The following is a 25,352-nucleotide window of genomic DNA, read 5'->3' as shown; positions in this document are numbered from 1 at the left end:
CGGCGGTATGGGCATCGTCTGGCGGGCCGAGGACCGCGTCATGGGCCGGCAGGTCGCCGTCAAGGAGCTGCACCTGCCGCAGGGGCTGAGCCCCGAGGACCGCCGGCAGTTCCGCGACCGGCTGCTGCGCGAGGCCCGCAACGCCGGGCGGCTCAACGACCCGGGCATCGTCACCGTGCACGACGTGATCACCGACGACGGCGTCGACCACATCGTCATGGAGCTGATCGACGCGCGCACGCTCACCGACGTGGTGCGCAGCGACGGGCCCCTCGACGAACGCTCGGTCACCGCGGTGGCGCAGCAGCTGACCGCCGCGCTGAACACCGCCCACGCGGCGGGCGTCGTGCACCGCGACGTCAAGCCCAGCAACGTGATGCTCGGCTCCGGTGGCCGGGTCAAGCTCACCGACTTCGGCATCGCCCAGGCCGCCGACGATCCCAGCCTGACCACCACCGGCGCGGTGATCGGCTCGCCCGGTTACCTGGCCCCCGAACGGCTCGAGGGGAAGGGCGCGTCGCCGGCGTCGGACCTGTGGGCGCTGGGAGCCACCCTGTTCTACGCGATCCACGGGGAGGGCCCGTTCGCCCGCGAGACCAGCGCGGCCACGCTGTCGGCGGTACTGCACGCCGACATCCCGCCCGTGCGGGCCCGGGGGCCCGTCGGAACGGTGATCGGTGGCCTGCTGCAGCGCTCGCCGGAGGCCCGGTTGGGCGGGATGCAGGCCGCCGCGCTGCTGGCGACGCAGAACCCCGCGCCGATGCCGCTCTACGGCGGCGAGACCGTCACCTCCCAGAGCACCACACCCTCTCCCGTGGTCCGACGCCGACGTCCGCTGTGGCCGGTCCTGGCGCTGGTGGTCGGTCTCGTCGCCGGGGTGCTCGGCACGCTGGTGGTGCTGCGCCCGTCGACGCCCACCGTGCCGGTCATGACCTACGGGCAGGGGGGCGACCTCCCGGTCTTCGGCATCACGTCGCCGTCGTGCCTGCCCGGAGCCCTCGCACCGGGTCGTTCGTACACCTCGAGCACCTACGTGAGCTGCGACGATCCCCACGACCTCGAGGTCTTCGGGGTACTCGACGCGTTCGGCACGCAGCGCGACCTGCCGTATCCGGCCGCCGACGACCTGGCCGGCTACGCCCGGTCGGCCTGCACCCTGCTGTTCGACTCGGCGCTCGTCGAGGGCCAGGACAAGGCCCGGCTGCAGGTGGTGGGCCTCGTGCCGTCGGCGGCGGCGTTCTCGGCGAAGGTGTCGACCAGCTTCACCACGCGCGACGTCATCTGCGTCCTGCGCGCCGCCGACGGCAGCCAGCTCACCGGCACCCGGATAGCGAAGGACCCCGGTTGATGCACCGCAACGTCGAGCTCGTCCTGGCGGCCCTCGCCCAGGGTGGCGCCGATCCCGCCCGCGCCGCCCGCCTGAAGGTCCTGCCCGACGCCGTCGCCACCGCGGCGGCCGCCGCGGCCGCCCTGGGTGTCGAGGTGGGGCAGATCGCCAACTCCCTGGTCTTCGAGATGATCTCCGGGACGGACGGATCACCGCTGCTCGTCCTGACCTCCGGTGCCCACCGCGTCGACACGGGCAAGGTCGCGGCGCTCGTCGGGGCCACGAAGGTCCGTCGCGCGTCGGCGGAGTTCGTGCGGGAGGCGACCGGCCAGGTGATCGGTGGGGTCTCCCCGGTCGGCCACCCCGCGCCGATCCGCACGCTCGTGGACCGCGCGCTGGAGGCCTTCGACGAGGTGTGGGCCGCGGGCGGCATCCCGCACGCGGTGTTCCCCACGACCTACGCCGAACTGATCGCAGTGACAGGTGGGGAGGCCGCCGACGTGGCATGAGCGGCTGTCGGCGACCTACTGTGCAGGCATGCCCGATCTGCTCCCCGTTCCCGAGACACCGCCCGCCCCGTCCGCTGTGAAGCGGGCGCTGCGCCGGGCCCGTGACGGCGCGGTGCTCGATGTCACCGAGGCCGCCGTTCTGCTGGCCGCACGAGGCGAGCACCTCGACGAGCTCCTGGAGCACGCCTCCCGCGTCCGCGACGCCGGCCTGGTCGAGGAGGGCCGCCCGGGCGTGGTCACCTACTCGCGCAAGGTGTTCATCCCGCTCACGCGGCTGTGCCAGGACCGCTGCCACTACTGCACGTTCGCCACCGTGCCGCACCGGCTGCCCGCCGCGTTCCTGGAGCGCGACGAGGTGCTGGAGATCGCCCGCGCCGGCGCCGCCGCCGGGTGCAAGGAGGCGCTGTTCACGTTGGGCGACCGGCCCGAGGCCCGCTGGCCCGCGGCGCGCGAGTGGCTCGACGAGCGCGGCTACGACTCCACGTTGGACTACGTCCGCGCCTGCGCCATCGCGGTGCTGGAGGAGACCGGCCTGCTGCCGCACCTCAACCCCGGCGTGCTGTCGTGGGAGGAGCTCACGCGGCTCAAGCCCGTCGCGCCGTCGATGGGGATGATGCTGGAGACCACGGCCACCCGGCTGTGGAGCGAGCCCGGCGGCCCGCACTACGGCAGCCCCGACAAGGAGCCGGCCGTCCGGCTGCGCACGCTCACCGACGCCGGCCGCGTCGGAGTCCCGTTCACCACGGGCATCCTGATCGGCATCGGCGAGAACCGCACCGAGCGGGCCGAGTCGATCTTCGCGATCCGCAGCGCCGCCCGCGCGGCGGGGCACATCCAGGAAGTGATCGTCCAGAACTTCCGGGCCAAGCCGGAGACGGCCATGGCCAACGACCCCGACGCCGACATCGACGACCTCGCCGCCACCATCGCCGTCGCCCGGATCGTGCTCGGCCCGAAGATGCGCGTGCAGGCCCCGCCGAACCTGGTGGGGGAGGAGTTCGCGCTGATGCTCCGCGCAGGCATCGACGACTGGGGCGGCGTCTCGCCCGTCACGGCCGACCACGTCAACCCCGAGCGTCCGTGGCCCGCCATCGACGCGCTGGCGGAGGCGTCCGCGGCGGCCGGTTTCACGCTGCGCGAGCGGCTGACCGTCTACCCGCGGTACGTCCAGGCCGGGTCACCGTGGATCGACACCCGGCTGCACGCGCACGTCAACGCCCTGGCCGACGCTTCTGGTCTGGCTGACGAGAAGGCCGTCGTCGAGGGCCGTCCCTGGCAGGAGCCCGACGGCGGCTTCGCGTCCAGCGGCCGGATCGACCTCAACTCCTCGATCGACACCGACGGCCGCACCGAGGACCGCCGCAGCGACTTCTCGTCCGTGTACGGCGACTGGGACGAGCTGAAGGCCGAGCTCGCGTCCCAGCAGCAGGCGGCTCCCGAGCGGCTCGACTCCGACGTCCGGGCGGGGCTCTCGCTGGCCGCGTCGAACCCGGCCGCGCTGCTGGACCCGGCCCACCACGCCGCCGCCCTCGCGCTGATCACCGCTGAGGGCCCGGCGCTGGAGGAGATGACGCGCCTCGCCGACGACCTGCGCCGTGACGTTGTGGGCGACGAGGTCACCTACGTGATCAACCGCAACATCAACTTCTCCAACGTCTGCTACGTCGGCTGTCGGTTCTGCGCGTTCGCCCAGCGCGAGCGCGACGCGGACGCGTTCCGGCTCTCGCTCGACGAGATCGCCTCGCGGGCCGTGGAGGCCGCGCGGGACGGTGCCACCGAGGTCTGCGTGCAGGGCGGCATCGACCCCCAGCTGCCGATCACGTTCTACGCCGATCTCGTCCGCGCGGTGAAGGCCGCGGTCCCGGCCATGCACGTGCACGCGTTCTCGCCCATGGAGATCGTGTCCGCGGCGGCCAAGGCCGGTGTGTCCGTCGAGGACTGGCTCACCGAGCTCAAGGAGGCCGGGCTCGGCTCCATCCCCGGCACGGCCGCCGAGATCCTCGACGACGAGGTGCGCTGGGTGCTCACGAAGGGCAAGCTGCCGGCGGCGCAGTGGCTGGAGGTGGTGGGCACCGCCCACCGCCTCGGCATCGCGTCGAGCTCGACGATGATGTACGGCCACGTCGACGAGCCGCGGCACTGGGTGGGCCACCTGCGCACCCTCGCTGCGCTGCAGGACGAGACGGGCGGGTTCACCGAGTTCGTGCCGCTGCCGTTCGTGCACACCAACGCGCCGATCTACCTGGCCGGCCTCGCGCGTCCGGGGCCCACCGAGCGCGACAACCGGGCCGTCCACGCGTTCGCCCGCCTGGCCCTGCACGGCCGCATCGACCACGTCCAGTGCTCGTGGGTGAAGCTCGGCGACGACCTGTCGGCGAGGATCCTGCAGGGCGGCGCCGACGACATGGGCGGCACCCTCATGGAGGAGACCATCAGCCGGATGGCCGGGTCGGAGAACGGGTCGGCCCGAACGGTGGCGGAGCTCAAGGAGATCGCGGCCGTAGCGGGTCGGCCGGTCCGTCAGCGCAGCACCACCTACAAGGAGCCGGTCGCGCGCCTGGAACCCGCCGCCGGTGCCGCGCCGAGACTGCTGCCGCTGGCGTAGGCGGCTGCCGCCGCCCGTGCGCGGAAATCAGTGCTGGAGCACGGATTTCCGCGCACGACCCCGGCGTACCGTGGCGGTCATGGGCGTACTCGGTGAGATGTTCCCCGGACCGAAGATCCAGGACGAGGCGGGCGAGGACGCCGACGGCCAGAAGTGGCGGTTGGGCCCGATCGATCTCGAGAACGGTGTGGTGCAGGTGCACCGGCCGGCTCCCGAGGCCCCGGCCGACGACGAGGACTGAGCACGCCCTCGGATCGTGCCGTGCCCCTGGCCGTTCGTCATCGTGAACGGCCCGGCCGTGCCGCCCCCGGTGGGCCCGGCCCACACCGTTCCCGGGTCGGCCCCCGGCAGGTTGGCCTGCCCGGTGCGCACCCGCACCGAGAAGTCCCCGATGCCGGGAGGCGCCGCCGCCGTGACCGCCACCGGCGAGCCGATGAGCGGTGCGGCGAGGCTGCCGGCGTGCACCTTGATCATGGTGCCCGTGCCGACGACGCGGACGTCACCGACCTCGACTTCGACCCGGCGTCGGTGGTCACCATCAGCCGGAACGTCAGCGGTGCGTTGGTGCTCGGGCAGGCGAACAGCGGCAGCGTGAAGCTGGCGTTCTCCGACGTGGTGTCGGCCATCGCCCCCGCGTTTTCGGGCCCGGGGTCGTCTTCTGCCACAGGTACGTGGCCCCCGAGACCGTCTCCCTCATCGGAGAGCACCACCGTCTTCGAGGCCGTGCCCCCGGGCGAGGGTGAAGTCCGCGCCCGCCTTGGCGATGACCGGTCCGAGCGTGGTGCCGCCGGCCTGGGCCGACTCCGGACCGGACCCGTCGGCGTTGCGCGCCTGACGGTGTTGTTCGGCGCGACCGGCACGTCGCCGGTGAACACCGCGAGCGAGGCTACCCCCACATGGGAGGGACCGGCCAGAAAGGACTCACCACCACTCGCGCGAGTCGGCGGTTTCCCGTGCGCGAGTCGGCGGTGTCGGGTGATCGACCTAGGCCTTCAGCGACCACTCGGCGCCCTGGGCGCCGTCCCGGACCTCCACCCCCGCCTCGGCCAGCTTGTCGCGCAGCGCGTCGGAGGTGGCGAAGTCCTTCGCCGCCCGGGCCGCGGCGCGGCGCTCGATGAGGGCCTCCACCAACGGGGCGATGCGTGCGGCCGGGTCCCCGAGGCCCTCGCCCGCCGCCGTCGCCAGCTCGAGCACCATGCCGCGCAGGGTGCGGCGGGCGTGGTCGGCGTCGTCGGACTGGAGGGTGTCGGCCGTCCAGTCGGAGATCGCCTGTTCCAGCTCGAGGACGGCCGCGGCCGCCGCGTCGGCGTCGCGGTCGCCGAGGGCCTTGTCGAACGCGACGCGCGCGCGGTCGGCGGCGTCGCGGAGCGAGGAGGCGAGCGTCGGCTCACTCTCGGCGCGACTCGGTGACGCGGAGACCCGGACTCGCGCGCTCGCAGACCCCGACTCGCGGGCGGCGAGCGACGCCGTCTCCACCGTCGTGCCGCTCGTGAGGACCCGGGACTCGCCGTCGTGGCGGACCGTCACCCTGCCGTTGCCCAGCACCTGCGCGGTGCCGGCCCCGAGGTCGAACACGAGCGCCGTGTGCTCGTCCACGCCGATGACGTGCGCGCCCTCGGGCAGCGAACCCTCCAGGAACCGCAGGCGCCGCTCGCCGAGGTAGCAGAAGTTGGTGGAGTGCGTGCCGCCCTCGGTGTTGTCGTAGTGCGGGATCAGCGCCGCGCGCAGGCCCGTCAGACGTTCGAGGAGGTTGGTCCCCTGCGCCCACGCCGGGTCCGCGCCGCTCTTGTAGATCTCGTACACCGGCACCGTGACGACGCCGATGGTGAGGGCCGCGGCGCTGGCGAACGTGACCGTGCCGCCCGACGCGGCAAGCGCGGCCACGGCGTCGTCGAAGCCGGTGCCGGCCCACACCCGCAGCGCGTAGGTGGGGCTGCCGGGGCCCGCGAACACCGACCGGGCCCCGCGGACGGCGGCGAGCGCCCGGTCGAGCTCGGTGCCCTCGATGCGGTGGCGCCAGGGCAGCGGTGTGAGCGTGCGCCCCACGTTGCGGGAGAAGTAGGTCAGCGCCTTCTCCGTGATGTCGTCGGCGTTCTCCTGGAAGCCGTACGGGGTGTCGAGCAGCAGCGACGGCCCGTCGCCCGCCGCGCGCAGCGTGGAGCGGTGCACCTCCACCATGGTGGGGGCGGTCTCGCCCGAACCCATGATCACCAACCGGCCGGCGTTCATGCGAGTCCTCCGATCAGGTCGGCCACGCGCTCGGGGTACTGCGCGTGCAGGTCGTGGTCGCCGCCCCGGAACTCGACGACCTCCGCGTGCGCCAGCCCGGCGGCGGCCTCGGCGAGCAGCTCGCCCTTGCGGCCCGGCCCCTGCTCGGACACCGCGGCCAGGAGCAGGACGGGGCAGCGCACGAGCGGGTAGAGCTTGCGGGGCTGGTGGCGGAGCATGCTGCCGACGATGGCGCGGTGGCGCTCGCGGCTCAGCCACGGGGAGACCAGCCCGTCGTCGTCCTCGCGGAGGTTGGCCAGCGTGGCGTCGATGGCCCAGGGCTCCCAGCCGGAGTGGCCGGACGTGAGCATCCCGCGCAGCCGGTCGGCCGTCATGCCGTCGAAGCGCGGCGGGGCCAGGACGCCCCACGCGTCGTCGAGGGTGGGGAACTGGTCGCCCAGGTGCAGCCAGCCGCCGTCGACGAGGGCGAGGCCGTGCACGAGGTCGGGGCGGTCGGCGGCGAGCTGGAGGACGACGTTGCCGCCCCAGGACTGGCCCGCGACGACCGGATCCCTCCAGCCCAGGCTCGCGCAGACGTTGGCCAGGTCCCGGGCCGCGGCCTGCGTGGCGTCGACGGCCGGGGCGTCGAGGTCGTCCTCGTCGTCGGTGTCGGAAACGGGCGCGGACGTGCCGTGCCCGCGCAGGTCGACGGCCACGACGGGGTGCCCGGTGGCGGCGAGGTGGGAGCCCACGCCGTCCCAGAGGCGGGCGTTGGAGGACAGGCCGTGCACGAGCAGCACCGGGCGTCCGGAGCCAGCCTTCCACGAGCGGGCGCCGAGGCCCACGGGGCCGGCGTCGACCGTGATCAGTTCGGGGGATTCCACGATCACAGAGCCTATGTCCGCCCGACCGGTATCGCCTGTGGACGACTGGAAGAATCACCCCATGACCGACCGCCCCAGGGTTCTCTCCGGCATCCAGCCGACCGCCGACTCGTTCCACCTCGGCAACTACCTGGGCGCGGTGCGGCAATGGGTGGCCCTGCAGGACGACCACGACGCGTTCTACTTCGTGCCCGACCTGCACGCGATCACCGTCGAGCACGACCCGAAGACGCTCGCCGACCGCACCCGCAACGGCGTCGCGCAGCTCCTCGCGCTGGGGCTGGATCCCGGGCGCTGCACGGTGTTCGTGCAGTCGCACGTGCCCGAGCACGCGCAGCTGGAGTGGGTGCTCGGCTGCCTGACCGGCTTCGGCGAGGCCAGCCGGATGACGCAGTTCAAGGACAAGTCGGCCAAGCAGCAGACCGACCGCAGCACCGTCGGGCTGTTCACCTACCCGATCCTGCAGGCCGCCGACATCCTGCTCTACCACGCCGACCGGGTGCCCGTCGGCGAGGACCAGCGCCAGCACGTCGAGCTCACGCGCGATCTCGCGCAGCGCTTCAACTCCCGGTTCGGGAAGACGCTCACCGTGCCCGAGCCCTACATCCTCGCCGGCACCGCGAAGATCCAGGACCTGCAGGACCCCACGGCGAAGATGAGCAAGTCCAGCTCCAGCCCCGCCGGCATCGTCAACCTGCTCGACGACCCGAAGGTCAGCGCGAAGAAGATCCGCTCGGCCGTCACCGACGCCGAGCGGGAGATCCGCTTCGACCCCGAGGCCAAGGCGGGCGTCTCCAACCTGCTGACGATCTACGCGGCGCTCACCGACCGGAAGATCTCCGAGCTGGAGGCCGAGTACGCGGGCAAGGGCTACGGCGACCTGAAGAAGGATCTCGCCGAGATCGTCGCGGAGTTCACTACTCCGCTCGCGGAACGGGTACGCGGCTACATGGACGACCCGGCCGAGCTCGACCGGGTGCTGGCCAAGGGCGCCACCCGGGCGCGTGAGGTCTCCAGCGCGACTTTGGCCGCCGTCCACGACAAGATCGGCTTCCTTCCGCCGACGATCTGAGGGATGGGTATGACCGCCGTTGTGGACAGGGACGCCGACGAGGTGCGTGCGAAGGCGGCGGAGAAGCCCGCCGAGCCGTCGAAGTTCCAGCAGTTCCGGGACCGCTACGAGTGGCTCGACCACCTCGTGCGAGCGGGTGCGCGCTACACCGAGCGGCACGGCGACCACTACGCCGCGGCCGTCACGTACTTCAGCGTGCTGGCGCTGTTCCCGCTGATCCTGGTGGCGGTGGCCGCGCTGGGCTACGTGCTGTTCCTGCAGCCCGACCTGATCGACCAGCTCCAGGCGGGCATCAGCAAGAACCTGCCCGCCGGCCTCGACACGATCATCAACCCGATCATCGCGGAGGCCACGAAGTCCCGGAACACGATCGGGATCTTCGGTCTGCTCGGTGCGATCTACACCGGGATCGGCTGGATGTCGAACCTGCGGGAGGCCCTGTCGGAGCAGTGGGGTCAGGTCCCGACCGCCCCGCCGATCCTGAAGAAGACGCTGTTCGACCTGCTCACCCTGGTCGGCCTCGGGATCGCGATGGTCGGCTCGTTCGCGATCACCGGGCTGGCGTCGGGATTCGCCACGTCGGTCCTCGAGTTCGTCGGGCTCTCGGAGCAGACGTGGGCGAAGGTCCTCCTCGGGGTGCTGGGCGTCGTGCTCGGCCTGGTGGCCAACTGGCTGATCTTCCTGTGGGTGATCGCCCGCCTGCCCCGCGAGCACGCGACGCTGCGCAGTGCGGCCAAGGCGGCGGTGCTGGGCGCGGTCGGGTTCGAGGTGCTCAAGCAGGTGATGGTCGTGTACCTGTCGACGGTCACGGGGTCGCCGGCGGGAAAGATCATCGGCCCGTTCATCGGTCTGCTCGTCTTCGCGTTCTTCGCCTCGCGCTTCATCCTCTTCGTCACGGCGTGGGCGGCCACGTCGCGGGAGAACGAGCACGAGGAGCCGGTGGAGGTCCCGGGGCCGGCGGTGATCCACTCGGAGCTGGTGGTGCGCTCGGGCCCGAGCGGCGGCACGGCGGCCGGCCTCCTGGGTGCGGGCCTGGTCGGCGGGCTGCTGGGCGGCCGCTTTCTCCTGGGCCGCCGCCGCTGACGCACAAACCCCGCGAGTCGGGGTGTGGATGCGCGCGAGTCGGGGTCTACGTGCGCGCGAGTCGGGCTGTGGGTGCGCGCACGTAGACCGATCCGACTCGGCGGGTTCGCCATCTCACCCCGCGAGGTCGCCGCTTCCACGCGGTGAGTTCGCCGTTCTCCCCACGATGTCAGCCCCGGGGACGGCGCCGGGCCACGACGACCAGCGCGCCCAGCCCCACGACGACCACCCCGGCGGCTCCTCCTCCGACCGGCCCCAGCCAGTCCGTGCCGCCCGCCGTCGACGGCGGGGTTGCTGCCGCGGCGGGGGCGGCGGCGGGCACCGTCGTCGCCGGGGGTGGCCCGTCCACCAGTGTCCCGACCGGCGCCGTCCCGGCCGGCAGCGCGAACGCCTGGTCCAGCAGTGCGGCGGCCTGCTTCCACATCGGGACGGGCCGCTGCTCGCCCCGGACCAGCACCGCCAGCAGCCGGTGCCCACCGCGCTGCGCGGCCACCACGAGCGTGTGCCGTGCGCCGTCGGTGAACCCGGACTTACCGGCGATCGCGCCCGGGTAGTTCGGCAGGAACTGGTCGGTGTTCGAGACGACGAAGCCGGGATGGTCGCCGTAGCCGGGGAACGGCACCTGGCGGGTGGCGATGGTGGACGCGAACAACGGCTCGCGCATCGCCGCCCGGAACACCAGCGCGAGGTCGTAGGCCGACGTCGCCATCCCCGGCCCGTCGAGTCCGGACGGTGTGGCGGGCCGCGTGTCGAGCGCCCCGAGCCCCTTCGCCGCGTCGGCCATCGCGGTGACGGTGGCCGCGTCGCCGCCCATCGCGCGGGCCAGCGCCTCGGCGGCGTCGTTGCCGGAGTTCAGCAGCAGCCCCTGCAGCAGCTGACGGACGGTGTAGTGCCCACCCGGCCCGACCCCGACCTTGCTGCCGTCGATCCGCAGGTCCGTCGCGGTGCCGTCGACGACCCGGTCGGGGTCGAGCTTCCGCAGGACCACCAGCGACGTCAGGATCTTCAACGTCGACGCCGGGCGCTGCCGCTCGTGGGGCGCGCGGGCGGCCAGGACGGCACCGGTGTCGAGATCGGCCACGACGTAGGACGCGACGGTGACGGTGGGCGGTGCGGCGGGGCCGACGTCGCCGCAGGCCCCCATCGCCGTCCCGCCGACGGGTGCGACGGGCCACGGGAGGGGCGCCGGTGCGACACCGGTCTCCTCCCGCGCGGCCGGTGGCGAGGGCACCTGCTGCCCCGCGCACCCGGTGGCGCCGGCCACCGGCGCGGTCAACGCGGCGACGAGCGCCACCACCGACGCCCACGCCCCCACGGCCGACATCCCCGAACCCTAGCTACGCCGGCGGGCGAACTCACGCCACGACGACCCGAAAGCGCCGACTCGCGGGCTCGGAACCGCCGACTCGCGGGCTCGGAACCGCCGACTCGCCGGGGTGGGTCAGACCCTTGTGCTCTCCGCGTGGGCCTTCAGGCGGGCCAGGGTGCGGTGCATGCCGTCGACCATCAGGGTCTCGCGGTCCTTGCCCAGGATCCCGCTGGCCACGAGCGCCTTCACCGCGATGTTCGGCGTGGAGGTGTGCTCGCGCCACTGGGTCAGGCGGGTGCCGGCGCCGTCGGGCTCGAGGCGCCAGCCCCACGTCATCGCGCTCTCGGCCACCGTGAACGCGAACCGCGACGGCCGTTCGCACTCCACCACCCGGCAGCGGGTGGGCCAGCGCAGCCAGCCGTGGGCGTTGAAGCCGATGAACCGGGCGCCGACCGCCGGGCCCGTGCCGCTGATCCAGCGGCCACCGGTGTTCTCCGGACTCCACTCGCCCATCTTCGTGATGTCCGTGACCAGCTCCCAGACCCGCTCGGGAGTGGCGTCGATCGTCACGACCGCCTCGTTCATCCTCAGCCCTTCACGTAGGGCTCTCCGTCGGCGGCCGGGGCCTGGACCCGGCCCACGAGCCCGGCCACCGCGAAGAGCGTTGCGAGATAGGGAAGCATGAGCAGGAAGTTGGACGGGATGGGCACCGGGGTGCCGGCCACCGACAGCAGGCTCTGCAGGGCGTCGGCGAAGCCGAACAGCAGGGCCGCCCCGATCGCGCCGCGCGGGCTCCACTTGCCGAAGATCACCGCGGCCAACGCGATGAAGCCCTTGCCCGAGGAGATGTCCTTGGTGAACCCGCCGATGGCGCCGATGGTCAGGAACGCGCCGCCCAGCCCGGCCACGACGCCGCCCATGATCACGTTGCGGTAGCGGGTGCGGAGCACCTTGATCCCGACGGTGTCGGCGGCCTTCGGGTGCTCGCCGACCGCCCGCGTCCGCAGTCCCCATCGCGTGCGGAACAGCGCCACGTCGATGACGATGATCAGGATGTACGTCATGTAGACGATGATGTTGACGTTGAAGAACAGCTGGCCGATCACGGGGATGTCGGCGAGGACCGGGATCCGGATCGGCGCGAAGAAGCCCGGCTCGTTGTACGCGGACGGGTCGGACTGCATCAGCGCGTCGTAGCCGAACCCGGTGATCCCCAGCGCGAACGCGTTGATCACCACGCCCAGCACGACCTGGTTCACCACGTACTTGATCGCGAAGACGGCGAGCAGCGCGCCCATGAGGCCGCCCGCGACCATCCCGGAGATCACGCCGACGCCCAGGCTGTGGGCCACCGACGCCCCCAGTGCACCCGCGAACGCGCCGGCGAGGAACTGGCCCTCGATGGCCACGTTGATCACACCGGTGCGCTCGCACAGGATGCCGGCCAGCGCGCCCAGGATGAGTGGTGTGGCCAGCAGCAACGTGTTCTGCAGCAACCCGGGGATGTTGAGCGGGTTGCCGGGGCTGCCGGTGCTGGCCCAGCACAGGAACGCGATCACGAACAGCAGCAGGACGACGAGGAGGACCCAGCGCATCTGCCGCTTGCTGAACCCGCGGACCGCGTGGAACAGCCCCAGCGCGATCACGATGACGCCGAGCACGATCGCCGTGCCCGCGGCGGGCAGCTTCAGGTCGGGGATCGCGAACGTGTCGCCCGCGGCGGTCAGCGAGAAGTCGGCGCTGCCGGGGTTGGCGCCCAGGCCCCAGGCCAGCACGCAGACCAGGCCGGCCACCACCACCGTGATGCCCGCGATCAGCCGGGAGCGCAGCGGCACGCCGAGCGCCACGACGGGCCGGATGACGACGAGTTCCTCCTCGGGAGCGATGGTTGTCATCGCACTCCCTCGCTGCCGCTCGGTCGGCTCTGGCCGAGGTGCTGCGTCAATTGTTCGTTCGCAAGCCCACTCACCCGTTCCACCCCTTCGCGAGCGTGGTGACGCCGCCGCCGCGCGTCTCGCGCAGCCGGAAGATCGCCCGGATCAGCGACGGGGCGGCGATGAACAGCACGATGACCGACTGGATGACCTGCACGATCTCGGTGGGGATGCCGGTGTCGGACTGCATCTTGACCGCGCCCGCGCGCAGCCCGCCGAACAGGATGCCGGCCAGCACCGTGCCCCCGGGGCTCGCCCGGCCGAGCAGCGCCACGGTGATCGCGTCGAAGCCGATGTTGGCGTCGACGTCACCGGTGAGCGCCGGGTTGTTGCCGCCGAGGATCTGCGCGCAACCGGCCAGCCCGGACAGGGCGCCCGACAGCAGCATCACCGTGATGTAGCTGCTCGGGACGCTCATGCCCGCGGTCCGCGCCGCGAACTGGTTGGCGCCCACGGCGCGCAGCCGGAAGCCGAGCGTGGAACGGGTCAGCAGCCACCAGCACCCCAGCGCCGCGAGCAGGGCGAGGATCAGCGACGCGTTGACCGACAGGCTCGAGCCGAGCAGGTGGGGCAGCCGGGCGTTCTCCTCGACGGGCCGCGAGATCGCCTGGTTGGAGTTCTCCGCCTGGAACCCGCCCACGCTGAGCAGGTAGAACAGGAGGTAGAGGGCCACGTAGTTGAGCATGATCGTGGAGATCACCTCGTGGGCCCCGGTGCGGGCCTTGAGCCAGCCCGCGATACCGCCCCAGACCGCGCCTCCGATGACCCCCGCCACCAGCGCGGCGAGCAGGTGCAGCACCACCGGCAGGTCCCAGGCGAAGCCGACGTAGCCCGCGCAGATGGCCCCGGCGATCAGCTGGCCCTGCCCGCCGATGTTGAACAGCCCGGCCCGGAACGCGAGCCCGACCGCCAGCCCGCCCAGGATCAGGGGTGCCGCGTTGAACAGGGTGTCGGAGATCGGGCCCAGCACCGCGATGGTGGAACCCGCGGTGAGCGAGTCGGGGTTGAACACCGACCCCTCGAACAGCGCCGCGTATCCGGACGAGACCGCGTTCCACGCCGCGCCCAGCATGTCGGGTGGATAGGCGAAGAAGTAACCCGCCGCCGTGCGCGTGTCCTCGTCGGCGATCACGATCAGCACCGCGCCGACCACGATCGCGCACACGAACGCCAACAGGGTGATCACCAGCGTGTTGCCGTCGCGGACGGCGCGCACGGCGCGGCCGAGGGCGCCGGGCGGACTGCCCCCCGTGTCCCCGTCTTCGACGTTCGACGGCGGCCCGGTCACCTCAGTGGTCATCGTCCTGCCCTGCCTCGCTCGTGGAACCCGCCATCAGCAGGCCGATCTCCTCCGCCGTGGCCCCCGCACCGACCTCGCCGGCGATCCGGCCCCGGTACATGACGCCGATCCGGTCGGCGAGCCCGAGCACCTCGTCCAGCTCGGTGGAGACCAGCACGACGGCGGCGCCGCGGTCGCGTTCGGCCACGATCCGCCGGTGCACGAACTCCATCGAGCCGACGTCGAGTCCGCGCGTCGGCTGGGCGACGATCAGCAGCTTCAAGGGCCGCGACATCTCCCGCGCCAGCACGACCTTCTGCTGGTTGCCGCCCGACAGCGTGTTCGCGGCCGCCGACGGCGACGACGTGCGCACGTCGAACTCGGCCACCCGCTCCTCGGCGTTGGACGCGATCTTCCCGAGGTTCATCGCCATCCCGGACGCGAACGGCGGTTTGTCGAACAGGTCGAGCACCAGGTTCTCGGCCACGCTGAAGTCGCCGACCAGCCCGTCGTGCAGGCGGTCCTCGGGCACGTACCCGACACCGAGATCGAGGATCTGGTCGGTGGACAGCGTCGTGATTCCCCGTCCCGTGATGCGCTGCCCCGCCACGTCGATGTCCCCCGCCGAGGGCGCGGTGAGCCCGACCAGCGCCTCGGTGAGCTCGGTCTGCCCGTTGCCCTGGACGCCGGCCAGCGCGTAGATCTCACCGCCCCGGACCTGGAACGACACGTCGTCGACGAGCACCACGCCGGCCTCGTCCAGCACGGTGACCCCGGCGACGTCGAGCACCACGTCCTGGGGTGTCGCGACGTCCTTGTCGACGGTGAGCTGCACGGGCCGCCCGACCATCAGTGAGGCCAGCTCGTTCGTGGACGCGGACGGCTCGGCGGTGCCCACGACCTTGCCCCGCCGGATGACGGTGATCCTGTCGGCGACCTCGCGGACCTCGCGGAGCTTGTGGGTGATGAACACGATCGACGTGCCGCCGTCGCGCAGGGCGCGCATGACGCGGATGAGGTCGTCGGTCTCCTGCGGGGTGAGCACCGCGGTGGGCTCGTCGAGGATGAGCACCCTCGCGTCGCGGCTCAGCGCCTTGATGATCTCCACGCGCTGCTGGACGCCGACGGGGAGGTCGGCCACCAGCGCGTCCGCCGGGACCTCGAGGTTGTAGCGCTTCGAGATCGCATCGACGTCCTTGCGGGCCCGGCGGCGGTCGAGGAAGCCGATCCGGCGGGTCTCCTCGTGGCCCAGCATCACGTTCTCCGCGACGGTGAACACCGGGATGAGCATGAAGTGCTGGTGGACCATGCCGATGCCGGCGGCCATCGCGTCGCCCGGGCCGTCGAACACGACCGGCTCGTCGTCGACGAGGATCTCGCCCTCGTCGGGCCGGTAGAGGCCGTAGAGCACGTTCATCAGGGTGCTCTTGCCCGCGCCGTTCTCCCCGAGCAGCGCGTGGATCTCGCCGGGCTCGACGACGAGGTCGACGGCGTCGTTGGCGGTCAGCGTGCCGAACCGCTTGGTGATGCCCCGGAGCTCGAGCTTCACGTGTGGTGCCAGCCTTCCCCTCGACAAGCGAAACCGCCCGCGGGGAGAGTGCCACAGACCTCTCCCGCGCGGGCGGTCGTCGCCCCGCCTGCGTCAGCTCTTCGGCTGGCTCGGCGACTTGATGGTGATCTTGCCCGAGATGATGTCCGCCTTGACCTGGTTGATCTCGGTGGTCAGCTCGGCCGGGACCTTCGACTCGAACTGGTTGTACGGTGCGAGGCCGGTGCCGTCGTTCTTCAGGTCACCGACGTAGTTGCCCGTCGGGAACGTGCCGCCCGCGGCCGCGGTGAGGTAGGTCTGCACCGCGCCGGTCAGGTTCTTCGTCACGCTGCTGATGAAGTACTGGCAGTACTGCGCGGCCGAGACGCAGCCGTCGGTGTCCACCCAGATGACGTTCGCCACGCCGTTGGAGCCCTGCGCCGCGGCGCCCGCTCCGAGGCCCGCACCGCCGGCCACCGGGAAGATGATGTCGGCGCCCTGCTGGATGAACGTCTGGCTGATCTGCTTGCCCTTGTTCTGGTCGGTGAAGCTACCGGCGAACGTGCCGCCCTTCTGGTTGTTCTCGTCCCAGCCGAGCACCTGGACGGTCTTGCCCTTCTGGGCGTTGTAGTACTGCACGCCCTCCCAGAAGCCGTCCATGTAGATCGTGACCGGCGGGATGTTGAGCCCGCCCCACGTGGCGACCTTGCCGGTCTTCGACATGCCCGCCGCGAGGTAGCCGCCGAGGAAGCCGCCCTGGGCGGTGTTGAACTGCAGGCCGTAGACGTTCGGCGCTCCCGACGAGCTGTCGACCTCGGCGAACTGCTGTTTCGGGTTCGCCGCCGCGACCGCCTTGACGTTGTCGGCCATCAGCCCGCCCACGGCGATGACCGTGCTGCACTTCTTGTTGACCTCGGCCTGCAGGTTCGGCGTGTAGTCGTTGGCCGTGTTGGACGGCACGTACGAGACCTTGATGTTCGGGTTCGCCGCGGCCGCCGCGGTCATGCCCGCGTACGACGACTGGTTGAACGACTTGTCGTCGACGCCGCCGGTGTCGAGGACCATGCACGCGGTGAACTCCGCACCCGCGGCGCCCGAGGCGGAGGTGGAACCGCCGGTGTCGGCGGGCTTGCTCCCGCATGCGGCCAGCGCGAGCGCGCTCACCACCGCGAGGGTTCCGATCGTCACTCCACGTGAAGCGGCCAAGACAGTTCTCCTCTACAAGGCGCCCGGACTCCGCCTGTAGAGCCCGAATTGGCCACGCTAACGGTCGAACTGGGGGTGGTCATCGGGCTCCGTCGGTTGTCACCTGATCGTTGCGGACCAGTGATCGTCACTCTGCGTAGCGCGGTCTCCGGCGCCGGGCGGCCGCGGGAGGCGGTCCGCTAGCGTCCAGCCGGTGTCGAGCAGCCCGGTACCGACCGGACGTGGAGCCCGGGCCGTGGCGGCCGTCGTACTGGCCGTCGTGCTGGCGGTGGCGGGCTGCGCCGGGCCGCCTCCGCAGGGCAGCACGGCCTGCGCCAAACGGCCCACACCGCAGGGGATCAGCGCGGGCACCACGCCGACCCTGCCCCCGCCGCTCCCGCGGTCGAATGCGTCCGCGCTGCGCGTGGGTGTCGCGTACGACATCGGTGGCCGCGGCGACGGCTCGTTCAGCGACACCGCCGCGGCGGGCCTCGACCGCGCGGCCGCGCAGCTCGGCCTCGTCCGGGCCGACACGCGCGAGCTCGCCGCGGCCACCGGCGAGGGCGACGCGGCGGCGGCCGCCCGGCTCGACCAGCTCGTGGCCGACGGCTACAACCCCGTCATCGCGGTGGGCTCCACCTATGCGTCCGCGGTGCGGGCGGCCGCCACGGCGCACCCGGCGGTGAAGTTCGCGATCGTCGACGACGACTCCGTCGTGCTGCCGAACGTCACGCCGCTCGTCTTCGCGGAGGAGCAGAGCTCGTTCCTGGTGGGGGCAGCCGCCGCGCTGAAGACCACCGCGTGCCACGTCGGGTTCGTCGGCGGGGCCCGCACGCCGGGCGTCCAGAAGTTCGAGGCCGGCTACGTGCAGGGCGCGAAGTACGTGGCCCCGGACATCACGGTGGACGTCGCGTACGTGAGCCCGGCGGACGACCGCAGCGGCTTCAACGACCCCGAGAAGGCCCGGTCGCTCGCGAAGGACCAGTACGACCGGGGCGCCGACATCGTCTACGGCGCCGCGGGGGCGTCGGGCAAGGGTGTGTTCCAGGCGGCGCAGGCGGCGGGCAGGCGGGCCATCGGCGTCGACGCCGACCAGTACCTCGCGCCCGGCTACGCCCCGTTCCGGCCGGTGATCATGACGTCGGCGCTCAAGCGCATCGACACGGCCGTCTACGACTACATCAACGCCGTGGCCGCCGGCGATCTCTCGACCATCCCGCTGCGGTTCGACCTGGGCGACGGCGGCGTCGGCTACGCGACCTCCGGTGGCATGATCGACGACATCCAGCCGTACCTCGTGGCCTACGCGACGGGCATCGTCAACGGCACCATCAAGGTCGCCACCACGCCCACCTCCTGAGGAGCTTGATGATCGACTGGGAAGCGCTGCGGGCGACGGCGGTCGTGGCGGCCGGATCGGCCTACGCGCCGTACTCCCACCTCGACGTGGGCGCCGCGGCGGTCTGCGACGACGGGCGCGTCGTCACCGGGTGCAACGTCGAGAACGCCTCGTACGGCCTGGGCATGTGCGCCGAGTGCACGATGGCCGGGCAGCTGCGGCTCACCGGCGGTGGTCGGTTCGTCGCCGTCGCGTGCCGCTCGGGCACCGGCGAGCTGCTGATGCCCTGTGGCCGCTGCCGCCAGGTGCTGTACGAGTTCGGCGGGCCCGACTGCCTGATCGACACGCCCCACGGGCCGGCGCCGCTGCGCGAGGTGCTCCCGGACGCGTTCGGCCCCGACGACCTACCCCCCGTGCGCGGATAACGGTGTTCCCGCACTGATATCCGCGCACGACCCCCTCCCGGAGGAACCGCATGAGCTTCAGCGCTGTCGACGTGATCACCGCCAAGCGCGACGGCGGGCGCCTGTCCGACGAGCAGATCGACTGGGTGCTCGCCGCCTACACCCGCGGCGACGTGGCCGACGAGCAGATGGCGTCGCTCGCGATGGCGATCCTGCTCAACGGCATGGAACCCGACGAGATCAGCCGCTGGACCCAGGCGATGATCGACTCCGGCGAGGTGCTGTCGTTCGGGGACATCGGCCGTCCGCTGGTGGACAAGCACTCCACGGGCGGGGTCGGCGACAAGATCACCCTGCCGCTGGCGCCGCTCGTGGCCGCCTGCGGGGCCGCGGTGCCGCAGCTGTCCGGGCGCGGGCTCGGCCACACCGGCGGCACCCTCGACAAGCTGGAGTCGATCCCCGGCTGGCGCGCGTCGCTGTCGCTGGAGGAGATCGAGGCCCAGCTCGCCGACGTCGGCGCGGTCATCTGCGCCACCACCCCGACGCTCGCGCCGGCCGACCGCAAGCTCTACGCCCTGCGCGACGTCACGGGCACCGTCGAGTCGATCCCGCTGATCGCCAGCTCGATCATGAGCAAGAAGATCGCCGAGGGCACCGGCGGACTGGTGCTCGACGTCAAGGTCGGGTCGGGGGCGTTCATGAAGACGCCTTCACGCGCGCGCGAGCTGGCCGAGACGATGGTGCGCATCGGCACCGCCCACGGCCTGGCGACGACGGCGCTGCTCACCGACATGTCCGTGCCGCTGGGCCGGGCCGTCGGCAACGCTCTCGAGGTGGCGGAGTCGGTCGAGGTGCTTCGCGGCGGCGGGCCCGCCGACGTGGTGGCGCTGACCGTGGCGCTGGCGCGGGAGATGCTCGCTCTCGCCGGGATCTCCGATGTGGACCCGGCGGAGGTGCTCGCGTCCGGGGCGGCCTACGACGTGTGGGAGCGGATGATCGCGGCCCAGGGCGGCGACCCCGCGGCCCCCCTGCCGGTGGCGTCCCATGTGGAGCAGATGGTGGCCGCGGCGTCCGGGGTGGTGGCGTTCGACGCGCTGGCCGTCGGGGTGGCGGCGTGGCGGCTCGGCGCCGGTCGCGCCCGCAAGGAGGACGCCGTGCAGGCCGGGGCCGGGGTGCTGCTGCTCGTCGATCCGGGGGAGAAGGTCGAGGCCGGGCAGCCGCTTCTGGAACTCCACACCGACACCCCCGACCTGGTGGCCGGCGCCCGAGCGGCCCTGGAGGGAGACGTGACGGTCACGGACGCAGCCCCGACCCGCCCACCCCTCCTCCTGGACACGATCCGCCCGTAACCCCGCGAGTCGGGGCGTCCGTGCGCGCGAGTCGGGGCGTGGATGCGGCGAGCCGTCCCCTCCGTGGGCGAGTTCGTCATCTCGCGGCGTGAGTTCGCGGTCCTGCGGGGACGATGGGCCGACGGCGCGGTCCCATCGGGCGATTCGAGGTGTGTGATCAGCGGTTCGGCGCGTTCTCGGCCAGATCTGGCCGCTTCTGCGCCCGACTGCTGATCATGGGCCGCGCTGCGCCCGCGTTCACACGGGCGTCTCGCATGGCGCCGGCGGGGGCGGGGGCGAGCCGGCGGACTCGCGCGGCGAGACGGCGAACTCGCGCATTCGGGGCCCGACTCGCGCGCACGCAGGACCCGACTCGCGCACACGGATGGCGCGACTCGCGCTCGGCTGCGGCCCGACCCGCGGGGTCTTGCGCGACGAAGGCCCCGCGCTCGGTGCGCGGGGCCTTCGTCGGGGACGGGGTGGGCTCAGTCGTCGTCGGGGTCGTCGGTGACCGTGTCGCTGGCCGACTGGCCGTTGGACGACTTCACCGCGACCTTGGCGCGACCGCGACGGGCGGCCGGGCGGGGCGGCGGCGGGGGCGCCTGGACCTGGGCGCCACGGCCCAGGATCAGCTCGGCGAACGTGGCCATGGCCTCGTCGAGCTGGTTGGCGTTGCGCTGCTCGGAGTCCTGGTTGGCGCGCTCCACCAACTTGGTGATCGAGTCGGTGTCGGGGCGGTCGGAGAGCACGGCGTCGACCTTGCCGAACTTCTCCTCGATCGCGCCGCCGAGCTCGCCCAGTCGGCTGCCGACGCCCGCGTCGAGCGCGTCGAGCCGGGTGGACAGCGCCTCCAGCCGCGCGGTGACGGCCTCGAGGGTGGACGCCAGGTCGGTCGGGTCGACGGCCGGGCGGCCGGCGAGGTCCTCCAGCCGGCGGTGCAGGCCGATGCTGGTGTCGCCCAGCAGGTTGCGCACGCCCTCGCCGGACTCGTCCATTGTCCGGACGGCGGCGTCGAGCTGCTCGCGGACCGCACGCTCCACACCGTCGATGCGCTCCTTGATCGGCGTGCCGACCGAGGACGGCATGGCGTCGAGGCGCATCTCGTGGCGGTCGAGGCGGTTGTCGAGGTCGTCGAGCCGCTTGTGCAGGCCGCCGAGGCGGTCGTCGAGCCCGTCCATGCGGCCGGAGATGCCCTCCATGCGACCGGCCATGCCGTCGAGGCGTCCGTCGAGCTGGGCGAAGGGCCTGGCCAGCTTGTCGGGCAGCGACTCGATGGCGCGCGCCACGGACGTGAGCGTGGCGTCCTGCGCGTCGAGCTTCGCGACGGTCTCGTCGAGGCGCTCGGCCAGGACGCTGACCTCGGTGCGGTCCGGCAGTTCGGTGAGGCGCTTGCGTACCGTGCCCAGAGCATCGAGGGCGGCGAGGCGGGCGTGGATCTCGTCGAGCGAGTCGAAGATCTGCTGCTGCTCGCTGTCGCGGATCTCCGCGGCACGGGTCAGCATGCCGCGCATGCGGTCGAACGAGAGTGAGTCATTGCTCATGGCGGCGGGGAGCTTCCTCTGAGCCGTACACGGTTCTGGGCACACAGAGAGTAGCGAGCGTTGTGGATCACCCCTACGCGGCACCTCGCCCGGACCGAAAACCCCCGATCGGAGCAGTGCCCGGCACCGTGTTCTACCTTGACGTACGTGTCCGTGCCCCTGAACGCCGAGACCATTCGCGACGCCCCCAAGGTGCTGCTGCACGACCATCTCGACGGCGGCCTGCGCCCGGCCACGGTGATCGAGCTCGCGGCCGAAGGTGGTTACGGCGCGTTGCCGAGCACGGACGCTGCGGAGTTGGGGCACTGGTTCCTCGCAGCGTCGCACTCGGGGTCGCTGGTGCGCTACCTCGAGGGTTTCGGGCACACGGTCGCGGTGATGCAGACCGCGGACGCCCTGGTGCGGGTGGCCAGCGAGTGCGCACAGGACCTCGCGGCCGACGGCGTCGTGTACGCCGAGGTGCGCTTCGCGCCGGAGCTGCACGTGGAGCAGGGTCTGGCGCTCGACGCCGTGGTCGAGGCCGTGCTGGAGGGCTTCCGCGTCGGTACGGCGCTGGCCGCGGAGCAGGGTCGCCGCATCCGGGTGGGCTGCCTGCTGACGGCCATGCGGCACGCCGCGCGCTCGCGCGAGATCGCCGATCTCGCCGTCCGTTACCGCGACGTCGGCGTGTGCGGTTTCGACATCGCCGGGGCCGAGGCCGGGTTCCCGCCCACCCGCCACCTCGACGCGTTCGAGTACCTGCGCCAGCAGAACGCCCACTTCACGATCCACGCGGGTGAGGCGTTCGGGCTGCCGTCGATCTGGGAGGCGCTGCAGTGGTGCGGCGCCGACCGGCTGGGCCACGGCGTCCGCATCGTCGACGACATCACGATCGGCGAGGACGGCAGCGCGAAGCTCGGCCTGCTGGCGGCCTACGTCCGGGACATGCGGATCCCGCTGGAGATGTGCCCGACGTCCAACGTGCACACCGGTGCCGCCGCGTCACTGGCCGAGCACCCGATCGGGCTGCTCCGGCGGCTGCGCTTCCGCGTCACGGTGAACACCGACAACCGTCTGATGTCGGACGTCTCGATGACCAGCGAGATGACGGCGCTGGCGGACACGTTCGGCTACGACTGGTCGGACCTGCAGTGGTTCACGGTGAACGCGATGAAGTCGGCGTTCCTCGGTTTCGACGAGCGGCTCGCGCTGATCAACGACGTGATCAAGCCGGGGTACGCCGCTCTGCAGGCCTGACGGGGGTCGTGCGCGGATATCAGGGCGGGAACACCGTTATCCGCGCACGGGCACGTCAGTGCACGTGCAGCCGCGCCTGCAGGTCGTCGACGAGCTCACCGAAGCGGGCCGACTCCGCCTCGAACGGCGGGCTGGGGGCCAGTCGGGTGGGGTCGGGCTTGATGATGAACGACACCAGCCAGCCCAGCGACTGGGAGTCGGCCAGCGCCTCCCGCGGCTCGTCGTCGCCCGCCCACTCGCCCACGTCGAGCAGCAGCTCGGTGGCCAGCTCCAGCTGCGCACCGTCGACGGCGGTGGTGCCCGCGGCGAGGTCGGCGGCGAGGCCGGTGAGGGTGTAGGCGTTGAGGTCGTCGACCTCCACCTCGAGCTCGCCCACCCCGGCCTTCTCCACGACGTCGGACCACGTGGACGCGGCGACGAGGTCGTGGCCCTCCGAGCCGCCCTCCGGACCGTCCTCCCCGATCCAGCGGGCCAGCGCGCGCTCGCTGCCGAAGACCTCGATGGTGCCGTCGGTGCCCAGGAAGACCGGCGCGTCGTCGAGGTAGCAGCGCAGGGTGACGTACTCGCCGTCCGCGGAGGTGATCCGGATCGGGTCGATGCCGACCTCCTCCCAGAAGCCGGCCGGGACGTCGTCGTTGTCCTCCTCGTCGTCGTCCCCGGCGGCGACGGTGGCCGGCGCGTCGGTGGCGCTCTCCTCGGCGACGGCCACCTCCTTCTCCGCCGCGGCCAGCGCGGCGGCGTCGACCTCGGGGGTGTCGACCATGTCGTCGAGGGCGTCGATCACGTCGTCCCAGCGCTCGGCGACGACCTCGACGAGCTGGGTCCACAGCCGGGCGCCCTCCCGGCCGACGAACGGCAGCGTGCCCTGGCGCAGCAGCCCGAACGCGGGCGCGGAGTCGAGCACCTCGGTGACGACGTCGAGCTCGCAGACGTCGGCGATGGACCGCACCATGTCGGTGATCTCGGCCAGCTCGCCGATGGTCCAGGTGTCGGCGTCCTCGGCCACGAGCTCGGGCACGCCGACGATGTCGTACTGCTGGGTCTCGTCGGGGGTCAGCTCGGCGACGGTGAGGTCGGGCACGACGGACCACGCGGGGTGGTCGACGAGGTCGTGCTCGTCCTCGGTGCGCACGAACGCGGCGAGCTGGGTGACCTCGGGGAAGGCGAACAGCGAGTCGTCGTCGCCGAGGAACGCCTCCCACTCCTCGCCGTCCTCGCGCCACTTCGGCGCCCACAGCGTGACGAGGTCGCCCTCCGTGAGGGAGAGCTGGATCGGGACGATGTCGCTGGCCACGGCGGGAGAGTAGCCGTCGGAGCTGAGAGTGCGGTCAGCGGCCGACCGGGTGCCAGACCGTCTTGATCTCGCTCCAGGCGCGCAGCCGCGCGGTGCCCGGGACCCGGGTGTGGTCGGCCTCGGTGGCCGGCCGGGGCAGCACGCGCTTCACGGTGTCGGCCGCCGTCCGTTCCAGCTCGACGGCCAGCTCGGCCGGGGCGCCCGCCAGGTCGAGCCCGTGCACCTCCGCGTGGGCCGCCAGCCACGGGGCGAGCTCGGCCGTGGCGCCGGTGAGGATGTTGACCACGCCGCCGGGAACGTCGGACGTGGCCAACACCTCCGACAGCCCGACCGCGGGCAGCGGGCGCTCCTGCGACGCCACGACGACGGCGGTGCAGCCGGTGGCCAGCACCGGCGCGAGCACGTCGACGAGCCCGAGCAGCGACGAGCCCTGCGGTGCCAGCACCCCGACCACGCCGGTGGGCTCGGGCGCCGACCAGTTGACGAACGGGCCAGCCACGGGGTTGACCGAGCCCAGCACGGAGCTGATCTTGTCGGTCCAGCCGGCGTACCAGACCCAGCGGTCGATCGCGGCGTCGACCTGGGTGGATGCGCGCTTGCGCGTGAGCCCCTCGGCGGCCACGACGTCGTCGACGAGACCCTCGCGGCGGGCCTGCAGCATCTCCGCGACGCGGTAGAGCACCTGGCCCTTGTTGTAGGCGGTGGCGCCCGACCAGCCCTTCCCGGCCCCCGCGGCGGCACTCACCGCGTCGCGGACATCCTTGCGCGACGCCAGCGCGGCGTGGGCGAGCAGCCGCCCCTTCGCGTCGGAGACGGGGTAGCTGCGGCCCGACTCCGAGCGCGGGAACGCGCCACCGACGTAGAGCTTGAAGGTCTTGGCGACGCCGAGGCGCCCGTCGACCGGGGGGGAGAGGCTCACGGCGGCCAGCGTAGGGGTTTCCGGTCCATCCCGACCCAGTAGTAGACGCTGCGGGGGCGCGGATGCCGGATGCCCGGCCGCCACTCCAGCATCGGGACGACGCCGGGCTCCTCGAGCACCAGCCCGTCGAAGTAGCGCTCCACCTCGGCGAGGGTGCGGTTGTGGTAGTCGATACCGCCGCTCGCCGCGGCCCGCGCGGCCTTGCTCCCGCTGTCGGGATCGAAGTCGGCGGTGGCGTGGCTGATCGTGAGGTGGCTGCCGGCCGGCAGCGCGTCGGCGAGGACCGACAGCGGGTTCCGGGCGTCCGCGCAGACGAACGCGGTGCGGCCTTCCGGGGTGCTGGTCATGAGGGAGCGCGGGGTCCGGCC

General features: G+C 72.4%; 23 protein-coding genes. 10 read left to right on the top strand and 13 right to left on the bottom strand.

All coding sequences use genetic code 11. From position 1 onward, the window contains the following. The 4 genes from BGP03_RS23840 to BGP03_RS23825 all read left to right on the top strand — a co-directional run. A partial coding sequence (locus BGP03_RS23840; protein ID WP_299737550.1) for a serine/threonine-protein kinase occupies positions 1–1,348 on the top strand: 1,348 nt, incomplete at its 5' end. Further along, positions 1,348–1,836, top strand: a complete 489-nt coding sequence (locus BGP03_RS23835) for a YbaK/EbsC family protein (RefSeq protein ID WP_296369792.1) — start codon at positions 1,348–1,350, stop codon at positions 1,834–1,836. The genes BGP03_RS23840 and BGP03_RS23835, both read left to right, overlap by 1 nt. Positions 1,837–1,864: 28 nt before the next feature. After that, positions 1,865–4,441 (top strand): bifunctional FO biosynthesis protein CofGH, encoded by a 2,577-nt coding sequence (locus BGP03_RS23830; RefSeq protein ID WP_298800197.1) that lies wholly within the window; start codon positions 1,865–1,867, stop codon positions 4,439–4,441. 79 nt (positions 4,442–4,520) lie between these two features. Further along, the gene (locus BGP03_RS23825) at positions 4,521–4,682 is read left to right on the top strand and encodes a hypothetical protein (RefSeq protein ID WP_296369795.1); all 162 of its coding nucleotides are present in this window, start codon (positions 4,521–4,523) and stop codon (positions 4,680–4,682) included. A 229-nt stretch (positions 4,683–4,911) separates the two neighbouring features. On the opposite strand, the gene BGP03_RS23820 is transcribed toward BGP03_RS23825, so the two are convergent. From BGP03_RS23820 to BGP03_RS23810, 3 genes are all read right to left on the bottom strand, one after another. Then, the gene (locus BGP03_RS23820; RefSeq protein ID WP_296369796.1) at positions 4,912–5,067 is read right to left on the bottom strand and encodes a hypothetical protein; all 156 of its coding nucleotides are present in this window, start codon (positions 5,065–5,067) and stop codon (positions 4,912–4,914) included. A gap of 358 nt (positions 5,068–5,425) precedes the next feature. Further along, positions 5,426–6,670: a hypothetical protein gene (locus BGP03_RS23815; RefSeq protein WP_296367259.1), complete on the bottom strand. Its 1,245-nt coding sequence runs from the start codon at positions 6,668–6,670 to the stop codon at positions 5,426–5,428. Beyond that, positions 6,667–7,533 carry an alpha/beta fold hydrolase gene (locus BGP03_RS23810; RefSeq protein ID WP_298800198.1) on the bottom strand — a complete coding sequence of 289 codons (867 nt, stop codon included), beginning with the start codon at positions 7,531–7,533 and terminating at the stop codon, positions 6,667–6,669. The genes BGP03_RS23815 and BGP03_RS23810 overlap by 4 nt, the downstream gene beginning before the upstream one ends. Positions 7,534–7,594: 61 nt before the next feature. On the opposite strand from BGP03_RS23810, the gene trpS reads away from it, so the two are divergent. After that, the gene (trpS, locus tag BGP03_RS23805) at positions 7,595–8,605 is read left to right on the top strand and encodes a tryptophan--tRNA ligase (RefSeq protein ID WP_296367263.1); all 1,011 of its coding nucleotides are present in this window, start codon (positions 7,595–7,597) and stop codon (positions 8,603–8,605) included. A 9-nt stretch (positions 8,606–8,614) separates the two neighbouring features. Next, positions 8,615–9,688, top strand: a complete 1,074-nt coding sequence (locus BGP03_RS23800) for a YhjD/YihY/BrkB family envelope integrity protein (RefSeq protein WP_296367265.1) — start codon at positions 8,615–8,617, stop codon at positions 9,686–9,688. 169 nt (positions 9,689–9,857) lie between these two features. On the opposite strand, the gene BGP03_RS23795 is transcribed toward BGP03_RS23800, so the two are convergent. The 6 genes from BGP03_RS23795 to BGP03_RS23770 form a co-directional block, all read right to left on the bottom strand. After that, on the bottom strand, positions 9,858–11,012 hold the full coding sequence (locus tag BGP03_RS23795; RefSeq protein WP_298800199.1) for a serine hydrolase: 1,155 nt from the start codon (positions 11,010–11,012) through the stop codon (positions 9,858–9,860). Between the two features lie 117 nt (positions 11,013–11,129). Beyond that, on the bottom strand, positions 11,130–11,582 hold the full coding sequence (locus BGP03_RS23790; RefSeq protein WP_298800200.1) for an SRPBCC family protein: 453 nt from the start codon (positions 11,580–11,582) through the stop codon (positions 11,130–11,132). Positions 11,583–11,584: 2 nt separating this feature from the next. Continuing rightward, the gene (locus BGP03_RS23785; protein WP_296367271.1) at positions 11,585–12,892 is read right to left on the bottom strand and encodes an ABC transporter permease; all 1,308 of its coding nucleotides are present in this window, start codon (positions 12,890–12,892) and stop codon (positions 11,585–11,587) included. Between the two features lie 70 nt (positions 12,893–12,962). Continuing rightward, positions 12,963–14,231, bottom strand: a complete 1,269-nt coding sequence (locus BGP03_RS23780; RefSeq protein WP_296367273.1) for an ABC transporter permease — start codon at positions 14,229–14,231, stop codon at positions 12,963–12,965. Further along, positions 14,221–15,759, bottom strand: coding sequence for an ABC transporter ATP-binding protein (locus BGP03_RS23775; RefSeq protein ID WP_296367275.1), 1,539 nt, complete (start codon positions 15,757–15,759; stop codon positions 14,221–14,223). The genes BGP03_RS23780 and BGP03_RS23775 overlap by 11 nt, the downstream gene beginning before the upstream one ends. 93 nt (positions 15,760–15,852) lie before the next feature. Beyond that, the gene (locus BGP03_RS23770) at positions 15,853–16,926 is read right to left on the bottom strand and encodes a BMP family ABC transporter substrate-binding protein (RefSeq protein WP_296367277.1); all 1,074 of its coding nucleotides are present in this window, start codon (positions 16,924–16,926) and stop codon (positions 15,853–15,855) included. Positions 16,927–17,179: 253 nt separating this feature from the next. On the opposite strand from BGP03_RS23770, the gene BGP03_RS23765 reads away from it, so the two are divergent. The 3 genes from BGP03_RS23765 to BGP03_RS23755 are packed head-to-tail and all read left to right on the top strand — an operon-like array spanning position 17,180 to position 20,015. Further along, a complete protein-coding gene (locus BGP03_RS23765) occupies positions 17,180–18,283 on the top strand; it encodes a BMP family ABC transporter substrate-binding protein (RefSeq protein ID WP_296367279.1) in 1,104 nt (367 codons plus the stop codon). Positions 18,284–18,291: 8 nt separating this feature from the next. After that, positions 18,292–18,687: a cytidine deaminase gene (locus BGP03_RS23760; RefSeq protein ID WP_298797516.1), complete on the top strand. Its 396-nt coding sequence runs from the start codon at positions 18,292–18,294 to the stop codon at positions 18,685–18,687. Positions 18,688–18,737: 50 nt separating this feature from the next. After that, entirely contained in the window at positions 18,738–20,015 is a 1,278-nt protein-coding gene (locus tag BGP03_RS23755) for a thymidine phosphorylase (protein ID WP_299737537.1), read from the top strand. A 464-nt stretch (positions 20,016–20,479) separates the two neighbouring features. Here the strand turns inward: BGP03_RS23755 and BGP03_RS23750 are convergent, their stop codons facing one another. Next, positions 20,480–21,535, bottom strand: a complete 1,056-nt coding sequence (locus BGP03_RS23750; protein WP_296367283.1) for a PA containing protein — start codon at positions 21,533–21,535, stop codon at positions 20,480–20,482. Positions 21,536–21,673: 138 nt separating this feature from the next. On the opposite strand from BGP03_RS23750, the gene BGP03_RS23745 reads away from it, so the two are divergent. Beyond that, entirely contained in the window at positions 21,674–22,771 is a 1,098-nt protein-coding gene (locus BGP03_RS23745; RefSeq protein WP_296367285.1) for an adenosine deaminase, read from the top strand. A 55-nt stretch (positions 22,772–22,826) separates the two neighbouring features. Here the strand turns inward: BGP03_RS23745 and BGP03_RS23740 are convergent, their stop codons facing one another. The 3 genes from BGP03_RS23740 to BGP03_RS23730 are packed head-to-tail and all read right to left on the bottom strand — an operon-like array spanning position 22,827 to position 25,331. Then, entirely contained in the window at positions 22,827–24,065 is a 1,239-nt protein-coding gene (locus tag BGP03_RS23740) for a primosomal protein (protein WP_298797506.1), read from the bottom strand. A gap of 34 nt (positions 24,066–24,099) precedes the next feature. Further along, positions 24,100–24,984, bottom strand: coding sequence for an aldehyde dehydrogenase family protein (locus BGP03_RS23735; protein ID WP_298797504.1), 885 nt, complete (start codon positions 24,982–24,984; stop codon positions 24,100–24,102). After that, complete coding sequence (locus BGP03_RS23730) at positions 24,981–25,331, bottom strand: SAM-dependent methyltransferase (RefSeq protein ID WP_296367290.1); 351 nt, start codon at positions 25,329–25,331, stop codon at positions 24,981–24,983. Before BGP03_RS23730 ends, BGP03_RS23735 begins: the two co-directional genes overlap by 4 nt. Between the last annotated feature and the right edge of the window lie 21 nt (positions 25,332–25,352).

Origin of the sequence: Pseudonocardia sp. 73-21, from assembly GCF_001899645.1 — a bacterium.
GTDB lineage: Bacteria > Actinomycetota > Actinomycetes > Mycobacteriales > Pseudonocardiaceae > Pseudonocardia.
Note: the sequence above shows the minus strand (reverse complement) of the source record. Positions and strands in the feature narration are given on the sequence as shown.